Here is a 15776-nt window from a genome sequence, read left to right as displayed (position 1 = left end):
TTTTAGTGGAATCGGATGGTAGGTGCTTTTACCGGACACCGAAAATGGGCGATTCATGTATCGCCCATTTTTCCGAAAATTGTACAGCGATCGCAGAGATTGACACGGGGCTTCGCTCTGCTTCTACATGGAAGCGGTTCAAGCTCGCCCCCGCCGGATGCGGGAAATGGGCGACTCATGTATCGCCCATTTTTGGCTCATGGACAAGCGCCCCACTCATGTGAACTTTCCTCTGATCCGATTTCCACCGTTTCCAGATCACAAGAGCTTCCCTTCCTTCAGCATGGTCGATTTTTTTCGCGGAGCGTGAAACTCGTGCACACCCTTTCCGTACACCGAATCGTTGTAAAAATTACTCGCTACCCACAGAAGATTTCAGGAGTGCATCATGAAACGCTTTATGATCGCCATCGTTGCGGTATTCGCCATCGCGGCCGTACAGAATACCCTTCTGGCCCGCGAAATCAATCCGCCGCTGTCCACCGAACGCCAGGAATATATCGAGAAAAACATTCTGGCCGGCCTCAACCACAAATCACTCGAGGTGCGCTGCGATTATATACAGCTCATCATCGACCTTAAACGGGCCTATCCGAAATACGACTTCGACTATGCGATCATCCCTCTCATGGACAAGCTGAAAAACGAGGACCAGGAATGTATCCGCATCATCGCTGCCCTGGCGTTGTACGAGTTCCAGGATTCGCGCATGGGCAAATTCGCGGTCGTACAAACAGCCCGCCATGATTCTTCGTCCCGATTGGTGCGGCATTGCCAGACGCTTGTCCGGAGATGGGATAACCGTTCCGAACAGCAGCAGTACGTGGCCGAGGTCAGATACCCCTTCTGACTATCCCGGGTGATTCCGGAAATCGAGCGACTCCCGGAAAACAGACGCGCGGACCTCATCACGGCCCGCGCGTCTCTTCTTTTGTACACGAACTTGGTTACCCTGAAATCGCCAGCAGGCAACACAGCGCAGGTACATCCGCTGTCACGCCTCTCCCCGCAATCAATTGCGCATCACTTTCTTGATAGTCCGTTGTTCGCCCGCCTGCGCATGAATAAACAGCGGACCGCGTGCCCTGCCCTGCAGGGAAATACGCAGTGTCACACCTGCTTCGCCCGCGCGGCCGCTGTACACGATGTCGCTTTTTCCCAACACATCGGTGAGCACGATGCGTACTTGTTCGCCGACCTTGCTGCGCAGCACGATGTGGAGTTCGTCGGAAGATGGATAGGGCCACACGTGCAGCGCGAACTCCCTCTCCGGGACGCGCTGCACTCCTCCGAGCACTGCGACAATGAACGGCTCCGAGTCGCTCACGCAGCCGGCGGGTGAGGTACGCCGCGCGATATAACTACCGGTGTGAGTCAGAGGCAGATGGCGTGTAAAGCTTGTCACCAGTAGCCGCCCATCGCGATACCAGCGTATCGAACCTCCTGCATCGGGAACACTGAGTGTGTCTCCGCTGCGCGAAATGACAGGTTTCACAGGCAATGGAATGAATGTCACTTCAATCGTGTCGCTGCCAGAACAATCTCCTTCATTCCAGACGGTGAGGATGTAGCGCCCGCTTTCCGAGACCAGCAATTGCCGCGCTGTCGAACCGTCGCTCCAGTGATAGCGCGAGAACTCCGCCTGCGGCTGCAACCACACGGAATCTCCCTGGCACAGAGGTGAAGGGGCGGCCTTGGTAACCGTGACGGACGGAATGGGGTGAACGACGACGCGCATGGCGCTGGAAATTCCGGTGTACCCTGAGAAATCCTTTACCGTGCAGTAATAGTCACCGCTGCTCTTCACTGTGATGCGGCGGCTGACACTCCCATTGTTCCACAAGTAACTGCTGTACTCACCTGCGTCCAGTATCACCGAATCGCCCATGCAGAATTCCGGCGGTCCATCTGTGGTAAGCTGAAATGTGAAAAACGCCGTCGGTTGCCGCGGTATACGAACCTGCGCCGTACATGAGGTGGTATCTGAGCTGGTGGACAGCTGCACAGTTATGAGATAGCTTCTGTCCGTCACGGTCGGCTCGTGCCTCAGGAACCAACTGGCGCTTCCCTGCTCTCCGGACTGAAGTATGGGTTTCGACAGACGTTTTCTGGAACTGGCCGGGGAATCGGGAGACGCAAAGAGAAGATCCGGCGGCACGTCGATGATGGCGTATACCGTATCCGTGGGACTGGTCGTGTCGTTCCACCCGGTGACGATCACTTCAAACGGCATGGGGCCGACGCTACCAGTGAGTGTGTCGAGCGTAACCGGCGGGACGCTCACCGCGCAGTTCAATGCGGCGCCCATTGCTGGTACGTACACCCGAATGCAACAGGACTGCTCGGCATGATTGTCGTAGCTGCTCACAATGCATACTACGCTGGAATCAGGGACAGCCCTGTGTTTCGCGGAGAGTTGCCAGGTAAATTCGGTGAAGGAATTGGGTGCCAGATCCGGCGGACTTCCCTGCTGCTCCGTGCTCTTCGGCGAGGAAAGCAAAAATACCGTACTGTCAAAGGAAATCCGCGCCCGGGCGTTCAGCCCCGTAGCGTCGCCGGTGTTGTAGGCGCGAAGCGACACTAGTATCGGGTTCGGAATGTATTCGGCGGTGGCCCTGTCCCACCGGAGGGTCCTCGGACCGTCTATAACGCAGGCAATCTCCGGCTTGGGAGTGTGAGGCACTATCTCGATCATTCCGCTCCGGATGACCGGGAGGTGACATCCTTGTTCGAAGCCTGCTCCGCTGGCCGACACAGTGCAGCTGCGATCCGTCGTGGTCGCGACCGTGGTGAAGGCGAATTCGAGGAGGAGACCGGGAGCATTCAGGAAGCGGCGATCCGCAATAAGCACGCGTACGCCCTCCGGTTTCGGTTGTAAGATGAGAGGCATGCCGTTCAGAAGCGAGTGATCAGGGGCGGTTACAGAATCCAGTCGCAGACAGGAGGTGTCGAATGCTACGTCGAACTGCAAGGGCTCGAACATCGTATTCCCGAGCGGGGTCAAGAGCTGTAGTGGGAGGACACATTGCTTCCCGCCCTGGACGGTCGCATCGCCAAATTCCATCACTATGGGCAAAAAGCTGCTGCTGTCGAGCGGCGCACGATAGGAGAGCGTCCCAGTGTCGGTACCATCACAGATATCCCTGACGGTCAGATCCACCATGTGCAGCGCACCATCCGCACAAGGTGCGTTATAGGTTATGATGCAATCCTCCGGCGGCTGGGCAAGCAACCGGTATGCGTCACGGAACGCCGCGATAAGGGAGTCCCCTGAGTCCGCGTTGTAGTACCGGCCTCCTGTTTCAGTTGCGATGTCTTCAAGCACATCCTTCATCGAGGTCGACCGCAGCTCAATAGGAAACACCTTGAGCCGGTGACGCTGAGCAAGCCCAATGATATCCTGAGCGTCGTGGGTGGATGATGCGCTTTCAATACCATCGGTGAGCACCACAATCCCACGAAACGGATTGATCCCGTTGTTTATCAGCTCAACGATGCCCGCGTACATACCATCGTAGAGAGCCCGGTATCCCGTGGACGGCAAGGCCTGCACTGCACTGTGCAGCAGGGGTTTGATGGTGGTCATCTGCTGATACACGGTGACGTTGCTCCCGAAAAACACCACCATCGCTTCATCGAGGACACCGTCCATCATGTCGACAAACGCCGATGCGCCATCCTTGGCCATCTGAAGCTTCTCTCCGTTCATGGAGCCGGATGCGCAGAGCACCAGTGACGCGGAAATCGTCGGCTCCATTCGCGGATCGGGACACCAAAGGGAAAAGGCATCGACGGTGTTACCGTTATCCGTGATTACGATATTCTGTTCTGTGAGCACATGCTGGGGTTGCCCGACGCATTCAACCTGAAAGTACAGTTCGACACTTCCATGCCGGTTTGCGATACGCTTGAGATCGAGTTGGGGCTGACCGTACGCGGACAGAAATAGAAATGGAAGGAGCAGCAACGAAGCTGCAACGCCCCGGGGGATGGGAGTGAACGGTGCGCTGTGCATATCTCTCGGACCTCCACGCCACGTAGGCGATCACTATTGAAGGAAATGTGCTTCTCTGGAGTGCGGTTGATTCCCGGTTCGGAATGTTCCGTTCAGGTGTATCGTGCGCCCTGACATCCGGTCCTGGAAAAAAATAGCGGGAATTGCCGACCGCGTCGTGACGACGGTATGCATAACAAACGCGCCACTATTTCGAAAAACACATGAGAGCGCTGAAAGTTACAGATCCACATGATTTTTTGCTCCTGAATCCGGTATAAGGCGCGGGCTGTCTTGTGGACAGCCCGCCTCTCGGATAAATCTCCGGAAAAAGGAGAGTCTGTGTGTGTTGACGGACCTACAGTCGGAGCACCTTCCTCGTCTGCACCTGCCCTCCTATCCAAACCTGGATGAAAACGGGGCCCCGCGCGATATTGGCCAGGGGCACACTCAGCGAAAATGCCCCCTGCGCTGCTCGTCCCTCGTACACCGTCTCCGCACGTCCAAGGGCGTCAGTCAGAACAACGCGTACACTTTGTCCACCCGCGTCGTCCACTCGAAGATTGATGACGTCTTCAGCAGGATCGGGCCATGCGTGCAGCGTAAACGCCGGTGGCAAGCCCACGGGCGCGGCGTCGAGCACTGTCACAGGAAATGGATCCGACTCCGCCCAACAGCCGTTGGTGTCCGTCACGCGCACGACGAAGGAGCCCGTCTGTGTGACGTACAGACCCTGTGTGCCTGCTCCCGGAATGAGCATACCGTCGCGGTACCACGCATACACCATCCCGGCCGCAGAGGCCAGCAGAGAATCACCGCTGCGCTGTACCGTCGGTTTCTGTACTGCGGGATACACAACGACTTCTATGGTGTCTCTTCCTTCGCAATTCTCGGCGTTCCACACGGTGGCAACGAACGCACCCGCCGTTTTTGCGTAAATCATACGGTCGGTGGAGCCCGTGCTCCATAGATACCGCTGATATCCCGCACCGGCATCCAGCAACACCGAATCGCCGGCACAGAATGGCAAGGGCCCCGACACCGCGATCACGGGCGAGGGATTGGCGTGCACGACAACCCGCACGGTGTCGGAAACACCGGTATCACCGCCGGACGTCCGTACGGTGCAGAAGTATTCGCCACTGCTTGTCACGGTCAGTCTTCGACTCACACTGCCCGTGTTCCAGCGATAGGACGCGTACCCTGTTCCCGCGTCCAGACTCACCGATCCTCCTTCGCAGAAACTCAACGGTCCTCCGGCGTTCAGTGTAAAACTGAACGTGGCTCCGGGGAACCTCGGAATGCGCAGCATTCCCTGACAGAGGGCGACTTCATTGCCCGAGGTGAGCATGGTGGTGATGGTCAGGTCCCTGTCCGATGTCGAAAGCGGATGCTCGAGCACCCAACTTGCCGTTGAACTCTGATTCGGAGCCAGAATCGGAGTACTCAGCATCTTCGTCGCCGTCGTCGGGCCGTCCGGAGAAGCGAAGGACACACCGGGTGGCAGGGTGATCGTCGCCCAAACGGTGTCAGTGGGGAGTGGACCGTTGTTCACCGCCGTTACAGTAACGGTGAAAGGCATTGGATCGTAGCTTCCGCTCACCGTATCGGCGACGATGGTCGGAACATCCAGGACGCAACTGATGTCGGTATCGGTCGGCGGTATGGTAATACGCGCGCTGCAGTCTATCGTTTTGTGATTATCGAAACTGATGGTGTAACTCACGACCGTCGAGTCCAGTGTCGCGCGCGGCTTCGCCTTCAGGAACCATGTCGCATCGCTCCAGTTTCCGGGTGCCACGTCTGCCGGAGTGCCGGGCTGTATGCTTCCCGGAGAGAGCAGTTCCAAGGCAGTGCTATCGTAGGTCAGTGTAAAAATCGAGTTCAAAGCGGCGGAATTCCCCATGTTCACCGCTCGTGCCTTGAGCTCTATCGGTCGCGGGAGGTAGTCTCCGGTGGCCCGATCCCAGGTGAGTGTGCGGGGAACGTCGATAGTGCAGAGAACCATCGGTTCTTCCGGAGTCGGGAAAACGCACACCTCGCCGTGCTCGGCGACAGGTGTGTAGCAACCGTCCGCGAAAACGAGGTTGTTGATCTCCACAGGACAGCAGGTGGTGTCCGTCACCGTGCTCAACAACAACGTGACCTCCATCAACCTTCCACCCGCTTTCGAGGTGCTGCGCGACGGAACCTCGACACGAATGCCCTCTGAGACCGGGCTGACCGTTATTGGTTGACCGTCAAGCGCCGATCCCGGTGGCGTGGAGAGACTCTTGAACGCGACGCAAGCGGGATCGAATTTGAGCACAAACGAGAAAGGATTCAGTACGTCATGCGTTAGCGGAGTCAGGAGTTGAATCGGCATGGTCACTTCCGTTGCACTCAGACCACTTACATCGCCGGCCTGAAGCCGAAACTCCGTGAACGTCGCCGTGTCCAGAGGCGCACGGTAGGATTTGATCTTGGAGTCGCTCCCACCGCAGAAGTCGCGGAGTTGCAATTCCACATTCCTCATGGTATTATCCGCGCAGCTGCGGGTGTAGGTAATCATGCACTCCTGATTCCGCTGAAACATGAGAGTCGCGATTTCCTGGAAAATCGCAACAAGCTCACCCGCGTTCGGCGTCTGATAGTATTTCCCTCCTGTCAGCAACGCAACGAGTTCCAGCTCCACGGAATTTATCGAACTTCCAAGCCCCACGCTGTACACTTTGATGCCCTTCGAGTTGGCCAGAGTAATGATTTCGGCGGGAGTTCGTGTGGAGGCGTTGTCCCCTCCGTCCGTCAGGACAATAACACCGCGACAGGAGTTTGTCCCCTGGTTGATGGCTTCCTGCACGCCACGGTAGGCACCATCCCAGACCGCCGATGGCCCCCCGGAAGGCATGGCGGTAATGGTGTCGCGAAGGGCATTTTTATTCGTCGTCATCGTCTGAGCCAGCGTAACCTGATCCGAAAACCAGAGTATCGCCGCTTCGTCAAAGACGCCATCCATCAGATTCACGAACGCGTACATGGCTTGCTTGGCTCCGGCTTGGCCGGGTCCCGCCATGGAGCCCGAGACGTCTACCGCAATGGCGGCTGATATTGCGCACCGTTGTGTCGGGTCCGGACAATCGAGGATGAAGTCTTTCACCTCAATACCGTTCTCATAGATGCGAAAATCCTGCTTCGCCATGTTGTACGCGGGACTCCCGTTGCAGCCGACCGAGAAATAGAGTTCGATCGTCGGCCAGTTTACCGTCGCACGCTTAAAGGTGAGATTCGGCTGCGCCTGAAGCACCCCGGTGGCGCTGCAGATACTGAAAAGAGCAATGAACAGAAGACGACAAGGCATGGAAACGACGCGCACATTCATGACAGCCCTCCCGGCATGTGTATGAAAAAAGGTCCTTCACTCTATCGTGGCCTGTACGAAATATCAGCACGTTGGCACGGCAAGCAGCCGATTGTGTCTCTGTGTGATCCGTATCGAATATACGATGATTTTGTAATTTTCAGAAACAATCATCATCGTTCTGTCTCGGGAACACGGGAAAGCACAATCGGAATTTCCACAAGGAAAAAGCGCGGCATCCCGCTGCCCCAATGAGAAACACATGAAGGGGCGATTTGTTACAATGCGGATGCATAAATTCCGCGATGCATTACAGCGCAGGACGCATTCGACCTCTCCTGGACTGGCAACGCCGCAGGATTCAGCGTGCTATCACTGTCAATACTCGACGGGCGGCTCCGCATTGCGCTACGAGATAAAAAACTCCTTCTTTCGGAAGCGGGATGGAAATAACCTGCGTCCCCGGTTCAAGAGCCCACTCGTGGAACTCCCGTCCACAAACGTCGTGGAGCCACAGTGTCCCCTGCTCAGTGCTCTCGATGGATGCACGCACAAGCCCGGAAGCGGGATTCGGCCACACTGCGAGGGATACAAGGGATAGAGGGAGTTCCACCCCGTCGGATCGCACCTCGATAACGGGACCGAGCACGGAGGAACCATTGAAATCAATTTGCCGAAGCCGATAGCGGCGTCTCGAACTGCCGACAGCCAAAGCATCCGTATCCAGAAACGTGTATTCTCGCGCTTCGGCAGCGGTGCCGTTGCCTGGTTCGAAACCCAACACTTCAAATTCGGCGTTTCCCACCGCTCGCTGGACCTCGAAACCGAAATTCTCGGTTTCCGTCTCCGTACGCCAGCGCAACAGCACCCCGTTGTCGTGGAGGACAGCGGAGAATGTGCGCAATTCGACAGGAATCAGTCCCAGTTCATCAGCGCCAACATCCCAGCCGCTGCCCGCCGGGCGCCGTTGTCCTTCGAAATCGAAAGGAACGTCGACAGGCAACGGATTCCCCGCGTCTATAGCCTGCGACGATGCGGCCAGATGGAGGTCGAGCTGCGCCGGTGAACCGGAGGACTGCACGAAATCCGCCGTCGAAGCGGCGAGATTGGCGCCCGATCCGAGCAGCACGGCGCCGTCGCGCAGACGAACGACGGGTTCCGAGGGATTCGACGGGGCGCGCAGAACCAGATTGTTCCGCACGTCACCACTGCTCTGCGAAAAGCGAAGCTGTATCGTCAGCACACATTCGAACAATGTGTTGTTGTAAATCCGGCAGTTCACACCCTTGTTGATGTACACGCCGGCATCGGTGCAGCGTATGATGAGGTTGTTGCGAATGATGCCGTTGCGATGTTCATAGGTCTGGTCGTTGTCACGAAAAAATTGCGCCCCGGTACCACCGCCACCGAAGGACGCTCCGATGAAACAGTTCTCGAAGCGATTGTTTTCTATGACGGTATTCGAGGAATTTCCTTTAGTGAAAATGGCATACGCGGGCGCGCCATTTTTCTGCACATTCACGAAACGGCTGTTGCGGATCACCCAATCGTTGACGCCTACTCCGTCCACCCCTTCAACGACCGAGCGTGTGCCGCCGGTCGGTTGCGTGAAGCCGATATCGCAGCTGTCGATGAGCAACCGGTCCGGGTAGCTGCCTGCGGTGGGATCACTCGTGCCTTTAACGCCGGATTCGCCATGATCCCGCATCACGACCCTGATCAACGCGCAATCCGTCGAGGCATGATCGAATTTGAAACCGTGATAATACGAATCCTTGACCGTGATATCGCGGAAGGTCCAGGCGGGTGCGTTGTCCAGATTGAACACCATCTGCACCGCGTTGTTGTCCTGCCCCTGTCCGCGAATGACAACATCTTGCGGATTGCCGGTGGCGCCACGAAGGAGGACGGGACCCGGTCGGCCGCTGATCATGATGCGCGACGCCCCGGTGATCGTGTAGGTTCCGGCCGCGACGACGATGGTGTCGCCCGGAAGCGCGTTCTGACACGCATCGCGGAGGGTGGTGTAACTGGAAACGGGGACCTGGCGTGCAACGACGGCGTGGTGAAGGCCGAGAGCGGCCACGAACGCGAAAACAGCACTTCGCATCAGCATGTATGAACCCGATTTTCAGGTGGTGAGCAGCCGCAGGAGACTGAAAAGAAGGATGATCGTGCGGAAACTCCACGCGTAGCTCCTGATCCAATTGCTGTACAGCAACCGGCGGTACGCGCGTGGATCGAAGCCCTCCTGCAGCTTTCTGTGCTGGGGCCGTTGCAGCAGAAACGTGCTGGCCCAGATGATCCCGAGTAACACCGCGCCCAGAACAACAGCATCCTGATCCATCCATGGCGGCGTGCGCCAAAGAGAATAGAGAACAGAGATGGCTTCCAACAAGGCCGGCGGACCGGCGATGAAGAGCGTGAGCACTACGTGCATACGCGCATAGCGCGCAAAACGGGATCGCACAATTCGGCGGAGCAAGGGATAATGCACAAGTTGCAGAAACCAGATGATGCCCGTCAGTGAAAACGTGGTGACCACCTGCATCAGAAACATCACCGCATCGAGATCCTGCATATCGGGTTTCATCTGCTCAACCTCGCAAAACAATCGCGAACGTGCTGCGCGGCACGAAGTCCCGAACGCGCCGCGCCTTCCACACCGTTGTTGCCGAACGCGTCGCCGGCAAGGATGAGCGGCGGCGCCTCGCGCACGGAAAAATACGGGGCGTCGACAGGATTGGGCACGGTACTGAACCTCCAGCGGTGCGCCTGCCATTCGCGTACCGGAACACCCAGCAACGGCAGCGCGGCTTCAAGAAGCAAGGCGCCGCTGACGGCCGGATCACTGTCGAAATGCTCCCGGCTGAAATCCGCGGAAGCATGAATGGTCACTGCGTGGCAATCGGGCGAAATGCCCTTGCGGTGATTGTCCATGATGCGCAGCACCACACCCTCAGCGAGCTCGAGCACACCATTGTCCGGCAGAGAGGGAGCCTGCGCGCACGTCGCCAGAACGGTGATGCACGGATTGTACGTGACGTCGCGCAGGTCCCCGAGATCCGGCAGTTCGTCGATATCGGAGTGGGCAATGATTTCCAACGACTGCGGCAGCGGAGCGGTGAGTATGCAGGCCTGTGCGTGATACTCCTGTCCCTCCACCGTCACCGCTTGCCACTGCTCTTGTGCCTGCCGCAATGCGCTTACACGCACCTCGGTATGAAGATCGAGCCCCTCGGCGAGATGCTTCGGTATCGCCGTCATGGCGGGTAATCCGCAATACCGGGCGGCGGAAACGAAGCGTGGATCCATTTCATACTGACTGACTCTGAACCATTCGCGGGAGTACCCGTCGCGCACCCACTCATCAATACGTGTCTGAAACCAGGCACTGGCGGGTGCGAAGTACTGGGTGCCATGATCAAATACTCCACCGGCGAAACGGCGCGTCGCCATGCGTCCCCCTACCCCGCGGGCTTTCTCGAGAATGGTCACGTGAATGCCCTGGCGGTGCAATTCCCTGCCGGCGGACAACCCGGCGATGCCGGCACCGATAATGAGGCAGGTTGGTTCCTGCGTGTTGGAAACTGAAGTCATGTGCGTATCCGGAGTACTCTGTTGTCCCGCATGATACGCAACCACCTGATTTTGCACAAATCGTTGCGATCTGGGCGATTTGCAGGATTCGGCGCGCCAAGCCCTAGCGGGAAGGATACAAAATGAGCGGAAGAATATTTTTTTGCACATGAAGGATTCGTGCCGGACATGTTGTATATTCCGGCAGAGAAATCCTGTGCTTTCCCGCTGCAAGCCCGTCAGGATGCGCTCAGAACTGATTGACGAAAAGAGACGATAATTCGTATCGAGACAAGGGGGATATGCGACCTCCACGCGGTCAGGCATGTGCAAACATGATCCCAAGTATTGCGTCCGTCGCTCTGGGCGTGCTACTTTGGGCAATGTCACCATACCTTCATGGGCAAGGTCTGGAAGGCGCCTCCGCACGTCTCGTCGCCGCCTCCCGCTGCCTCGACCGCACGCCCCGTCTCGACGGTGTGCTCGATGATGCTTGCTGGCTCAAAGCCTCTCCGGCGACCGATTTTGTGTTGAAGGAACCGCGCGAGGGTGCCGAACCCTCGCTCCGCACAGAGGTCCGCTTCGTGTACGACGACAAGGCTCTGTATGTGGGGGCGCGTATGTACCACGACGATGTCACGGAAATCGTGTCCACCCTCTCGCGCAGGGACAATGCAGGGAATTCAGAGCGTATCATCATATCACTCGACACTTACGGCGACAAACGCACCTCGTATTCCTTCTGTGTTACAGCGGATGGCGTACGGGTCGAGTACTATCATTCCGAAGATCAGGAATTCAGCCGCGATCATTCGTTTGATCCGGTCTGGGAAGCTGCTGTCTCACGCGATGCTGTCGGTTGGAGTGCCGAAATGCGCATCCCGTTCTCCCAGCTCCGTTTCAATAGCCGTGATGAGCTTTCGTGGGGACTGAACATGAATCGCTATGTCCCGTCGCGCAACGAGGATATGTACTGGGTACTGATCCCGAAAAGCGAAACCGGCTGGGCGTCGCGCTTCGGGACGCTGACCGGTATCCGCGGTATCGCACCCTCATCACGTATCGAGCTGTTCCCCTATTTGTCCACCGACTTCACGCACAGCGGCACACATGACCCGGCGAATCCGCTCTCCACACAGAGCACATGGCAGGGAGGTGCCGGTGTCGACATGAAAATGGGGCTCGGTCCCAATCTCACACTCGACGCAACAATCAATCCTGATTTTGGGCAGGTGGAGGCGGATCCGGCGACGGTCAATCTGTCCGCCTACGAAATTTATTATGACGAACGCCGGCCCTTTTTCATCGAAGGCAGTCAGCTGCTCAAAGGGCGCGGGCCCAATTATTTCTACTCCCGCCGCATCGGAGCGCCGCCGCGATTGACGTCCGATGCACCCTATTCGGCAAAGACGTCAAACACCACGATTCTCGGTGCCGCGAAGGTAAGCGGCCGCTTGCAGTCAGGATTCTCGTTGGGTGCACTCACGGCACTGACCGCGCGCGAATTTGTCGAGACCTGGGATCCCGCGACGTCCACGCGCGGCGAGACACAGGTTGCACCCATGTCCGGCTATGGCGTCGTACGGGCATTGCAGGAAATCGACGCCGAAGGTTCGTCCGCCGGTGTGATTCTTGCCGGTGTGAAACGGGATCTGGCGGATCCCAAAGCGGAGAGCATACTGACACGCAACGCGGTGAGCGGCGGTGCGGATTGGAAAATTCGTTTCAACAGCGGGGTGTATGAGCTCAATGGCTTCGCGGGCTTCAGTCACGTGCAAGGCAGTTCGGACGCCATCGCGCTGATTCAGCTTTCCCCGGCGCATTACTTTCAGCGGCCCGATGCCACGCATGTTTCCTTTGATCCGACGCGCACTTCTTTGACCGGTTACACGGCAGCACTGAATTTTTCGAAGATCGGCGGGAAAAACTGGCTGTGGGGTGCGGGCATCACGGCCGAATCGCCGGAGTTCGAGATCAACGACACGGGACGACTGCAGTCTACCGACGATATCGAGGCCTCGACCTCTCTCACCTATCGCGAGACGGAACCCGGCGCGCTGTTCCACGCCTGGAGCTTGGGCGTCAGCCAGGTCGCCGGATGGAACTTCGGTGGCACGCATCGCTTCACCACAGCAAATCTTGAACTCGCGGGAACATTCAAGAATTTCTGGACGAGCGCGTTCGTCATCAATTACGGCGCACGGGGCGTGAGCGACGAACTCACACGCGGCGGCCCGTTAATGGATGCCGGCGCCGGGATCAACTACTATTGGAGCTTCCACAACAACTACGCGGATGACTTCCGCTGGTCCGGCGGTGTGTCCGGCTTCAACGACGAAACGGATTCATGGAATTTCGTCATCGACGGCTCCTTCGCACTGCGCCTGCGAGGGAATCTGGAACTCTCCCTCGTACCCAGTTTCATACGGCAGATCAGCACCCGGCAGTATATCGGCACATTTGACCGTGGCGATGCGCGCACCTACGGAAAACGCTACGTGTTCTCGACCATTGATCAGGCGACGCTCGTGAGCCGCTTCCGCGTAAACTACGCCTTCACTCCGGATTTGACGCTTGAAGTGTACATGGAACCTTTCGCCTCCAATGGCAGATTCACCGCCTTCGGCGAAATGGCGGAAGGCGGCGAACGCGACCTGCGGATCTACGGCACGGACGGAAGCAGCCTGACCTTGTCGGAGGATGGAACTTCCTATACCGTGCGGGAAGCGGGACAGCCGGTGTTGACGCTCAACAACCCGGATTTCAAGATCCTTTCATTCCGTTCCAATGTCGTGCTGCGATGGGAGTGGCTGCGCGGCAGTACGCTCTTTCTCGTTTGGCAACAAAACCGCTCGAACTACGATATGGACGGTGCCACCATCGGACCCAGGCATCTTCTGCATTCCATTGACAGTCCGGGAGATAATTTCTTCGCCATGAAAATCTCTTACTGGCTGCCCGTCTCCTGAAGCACCATGCTTCTTTCGCACCCGCAAGGGTGATCATTCGATACTCGCCCGCCTATTTGTCCCCGACCTGAATCTGCATCGTCGGCGGTTCGGTATTCGTGATCACCACGGTATAATTGTTGTCATTCGACGTTGTGAACGTAGCCGACGGTTCGGCGGACGACGCCTGAATGGTGGCGCTCGCGGTCCACTGCCCTTCGGTGACATCCATGAAACTGGTGGTCTGTCCGCTCTGGACGTCGTTGATATTCACGGTGTTGCCGGCAGCCGGTTTGAGCTGCACATTGACTTTGGCCGTGTAATCGTTGCGAACGTTGATACTTGGAGGATCCTCGGAGCAGGCGGTGGAGAGTACTGCGGACGCAACGAGGAGGACGACAGCGAAAAAGGTGTTTCGGGACATGGTGAGCTCCTGTAGGTATTCTGATCATCCATAGTACACCGTATCGCGCTGATTCGCAATGCAGAGAAGCAGTACTGCGATTCGTATATTGTGCGGAGACTTTTTTCCGAATCTCACGCGGAACCCCATCCATGCACGACACCGCGAAGCAGCCTCCGAGTCCCATTCGCGAACTCATCGACCCTTTCATCAACATCGTCCGGGCACCACGCGCCCTGTGGGGCGTCAACGCAGCCTACTTCCTCGAGGGGTTGTGCTATTTCGGCATACTGACCCTGCTGGCGATACATTTCAACCGCGATGTGGGACTGAGCGACATCGAAGCCGGTCCCGTCGTCGGCTTCTTCACCGGCGGCATCACGCTGGCCATGTTTTTCTTCGGCGAACTCTCGGACCGCTGGGGTGTGCGGCGCGCTCTTGCCGTTTCGCTGCTGCTGATGATCGGTGGGCGCGTGCTGCTTTCCGGCTCGTCTGTCTTCGGAGGATGGGGTATCGGCTCACCCATGTTTTTTGCGGCTCTCGGGGGATTGCTGCTCGTCGTGTTGGGATACGGTATGTACATGCCCGCCTCCTACGCCGCCGTGCGACAATTCACCACGAAAAAGAACGCGGCAATGGGATACGCCATGCTCTACGCACTGATGAACCTCGGGGCCTTTCTCCCGGGTCTGATGTCGCCGCCCATGCGCGCGAGTTTCGGCATACGGGGCGTGTTCTGGGCGTATACCGCGCTCACGCTGCTGAGTCTGGCGAGCATTCTTTTCATCATGACGAAAAAATCCATACGCGATGCCGCGATCACGGAGGACGCGGAGTCCGTAAAAAAGGATAAGCAGCCCTTTCATTTCATCACCTGGCTTCGTGAGCATCCCCTGCGCGACAGCCGCTTCTCCTTCTTCATCTTCATCCTCATCCCTGTGCAGACGCTGTTCGCCCATCAATGGCTCACCATGCCGCAGTACGTGGAGAGGTCCTTTCCCGGTTGGGTCAGCGAGAACATGGAGCTCTTCGTCAATATCAATCCCGTACTGATCTTCATACTGACTCCGATTGTGACCGCGCTGACGCATAAAGTGGATGTGTACCGGATGATGATTATCGGTACCCTGGTGATGGCGGCACCGACATTCTTCCTCGCAGTCGGCGCCAGCGTGGAATTCCTTTTCGCCTACATTCTGCTGATGTCTGTCGGCGAGGCGATGTGGCAACCCCGTTTTCTCCAGCTCGCCGCGGAGCTGGCACCCGAGGGCAAGACAGGGCTGTACATGGGCATCGCCCAGTTCCCGTGGTTCCTGACCAAGATGCTGACAGGACTCTATTCGGGATACATGCTCTCCGTGTACTGCCCCGAGGTTGGTGCGCGGGACACCGAGTTCCTCTGGCTGCTGTACGGCCTCATCGCCATGATAAGCCCCATAGCGCTGTACCTCGCGCGCGGATGGATGGCGGGAAAGCTGAAAACGAGCGGACAACTGCAGCACGACTGAACCGACA

9 protein-coding genes are annotated in these 15776 nt (G+C 57.6%); 3 read left to right on the top strand and 6 right to left on the bottom strand.

Annotated elements, in window-relative coordinates; translation table 11 throughout:
- The first annotated feature begins 388 nt into the window (after positions 1-388).
- A complete protein-coding gene (locus tag M5R41_01130) occupies positions 389-850 on the top strand; it encodes a hypothetical protein (protein ID MCZ7554989.1) in 462 nt (153 codons plus the stop codon).
- Positions 851-1012: 162 nt separating this feature from the next.
- Here M5R41_01130 and M5R41_01125 read toward each other — a convergent pair whose 3' ends face one another.
- The 5 genes from M5R41_01125 to M5R41_01105 form a co-directional block, all read right to left on the bottom strand.
- Positions 1013-4015 carry a VWA domain-containing protein gene (locus M5R41_01125; GenBank protein ID MCZ7554988.1) on the bottom strand — a complete coding sequence of 1001 codons (3003 nt, stop codon included), beginning with the start codon at positions 4013-4015 and terminating at the stop codon, positions 1013-1015.
- A gap of 337 nt (positions 4016-4352) precedes the next feature.
- Positions 4353-7352 carry a VWA domain-containing protein gene (locus M5R41_01120; protein ID MCZ7554987.1) on the bottom strand — a complete coding sequence of 1000 codons (3000 nt, stop codon included), beginning with the start codon at positions 7350-7352 and terminating at the stop codon, positions 4353-4355.
- 340 nt (positions 7353-7692) lie between these two features.
- Positions 7693-9447 (bottom strand): right-handed parallel beta-helix repeat-containing protein, encoded by a 1755-nt coding sequence (locus tag M5R41_01115; protein MCZ7554986.1) that lies wholly within the window; start codon positions 9445-9447, stop codon positions 7693-7695.
- A 15-nt stretch (positions 9448-9462) separates the two neighbouring features.
- Complete coding sequence (locus M5R41_01110; protein MCZ7554985.1) at positions 9463-9924, bottom strand: hypothetical protein; 462 nt, start codon at positions 9922-9924, stop codon at positions 9463-9465.
- The gene (locus tag M5R41_01105; protein ID MCZ7554984.1) at positions 9921-10931 is read right to left on the bottom strand and encodes an FAD-dependent oxidoreductase; all 1011 of its coding nucleotides are present in this window, start codon (positions 10929-10931) and stop codon (positions 9921-9923) included. The genes M5R41_01110 and M5R41_01105 overlap by 4 nt, the downstream gene beginning before the upstream one ends.
- Positions 10932-11245: 314 nt before the next feature.
- Between M5R41_01105 and M5R41_01100 the strand changes: the two genes are divergently transcribed.
- A complete protein-coding gene (locus M5R41_01100; GenBank protein ID MCZ7554983.1) occupies positions 11246-13879 on the top strand; it encodes a carbohydrate binding family 9 domain-containing protein in 2634 nt (877 codons plus the stop codon).
- Positions 13880-13931: 52 nt separating this feature from the next.
- Here the strand turns inward: M5R41_01100 and M5R41_01095 are convergent, their stop codons facing one another.
- A complete protein-coding gene (locus tag M5R41_01095; GenBank protein MCZ7554982.1) occupies positions 13932-14282 on the bottom strand; it encodes a hypothetical protein in 351 nt (116 codons plus the stop codon).
- Between the two features lie 74 nt (positions 14283-14356).
- On the opposite strand from M5R41_01095, the gene M5R41_01090 reads away from it, so the two are divergent.
- Positions 14357-15769: an MFS transporter gene (locus M5R41_01090; GenBank protein ID MCZ7554981.1), complete on the top strand. Its 1413-nt coding sequence runs from the start codon at positions 14357-14359 to the stop codon at positions 15767-15769.
- Positions 15770-15776: the final 7 nt, after the last annotated feature.

It is taken from the genome of Bacteroidia bacterium (genome assembly GCA_027493955.1).
Taxonomy (GTDB): Bacteria; Bacteroidota; Ignavibacteria; order SZUA-365; family SZUA-365; genus JAOSJT01.
Note: the sequence above shows the minus strand (reverse complement) of the source record. Positions and strands in the feature narration are given on the sequence as shown.

What these genes read in the sequence shown, in the direction of transcription:
- M5R41_01130 (MCZ7554989.1), top strand. Translation starts at nt 389, where the DNA reads ATGAAACGCTTTATGATCGCCATCGTTGCGGTATTCGCCATCGCGGCC.
- M5R41_01125 (MCZ7554988.1), bottom strand. Translation starts at nt 4,015, where the DNA reads ATGCACAGCGCACCGTTCACTCCCATCCCCCGGGGCGTTGCAGCTTCG.
- M5R41_01120 (MCZ7554987.1), bottom strand. Translation starts at nt 7,352, where the DNA reads ATGAATGTGCGCGTCGTTTCCATGCCTTGTCGTCTTCTGTTCATTGCT.
- M5R41_01115 (MCZ7554986.1), bottom strand. Translation starts at nt 9,447, where the DNA reads ATGCTGATGCGAAGTGCTGTTTTCGCGTTCGTGGCCGCTCTCGGCCTT.
- M5R41_01110 (MCZ7554985.1), bottom strand. Translation starts at nt 9,924, where the DNA reads ATGAAACCCGATATGCAGGATCTCGATGCGGTGATGTTTCTGATGCAG.
- M5R41_01105 (MCZ7554984.1), bottom strand. Translation starts at nt 10,931, where the DNA reads ATGACTTCAGTTTCCAACACGCAGGAACCAACCTGCCTCATTATCGGT.
- M5R41_01100 (MCZ7554983.1), top strand. Translation starts at nt 11,246, where the DNA reads ATGATCCCAAGTATTGCGTCCGTCGCTCTGGGCGTGCTACTTTGGGCA.
- M5R41_01095 (MCZ7554982.1), bottom strand. Translation starts at nt 14,282, where the DNA reads ATGTCCCGAAACACCTTTTTCGCTGTCGTCCTCCTCGTTGCGTCCGCA.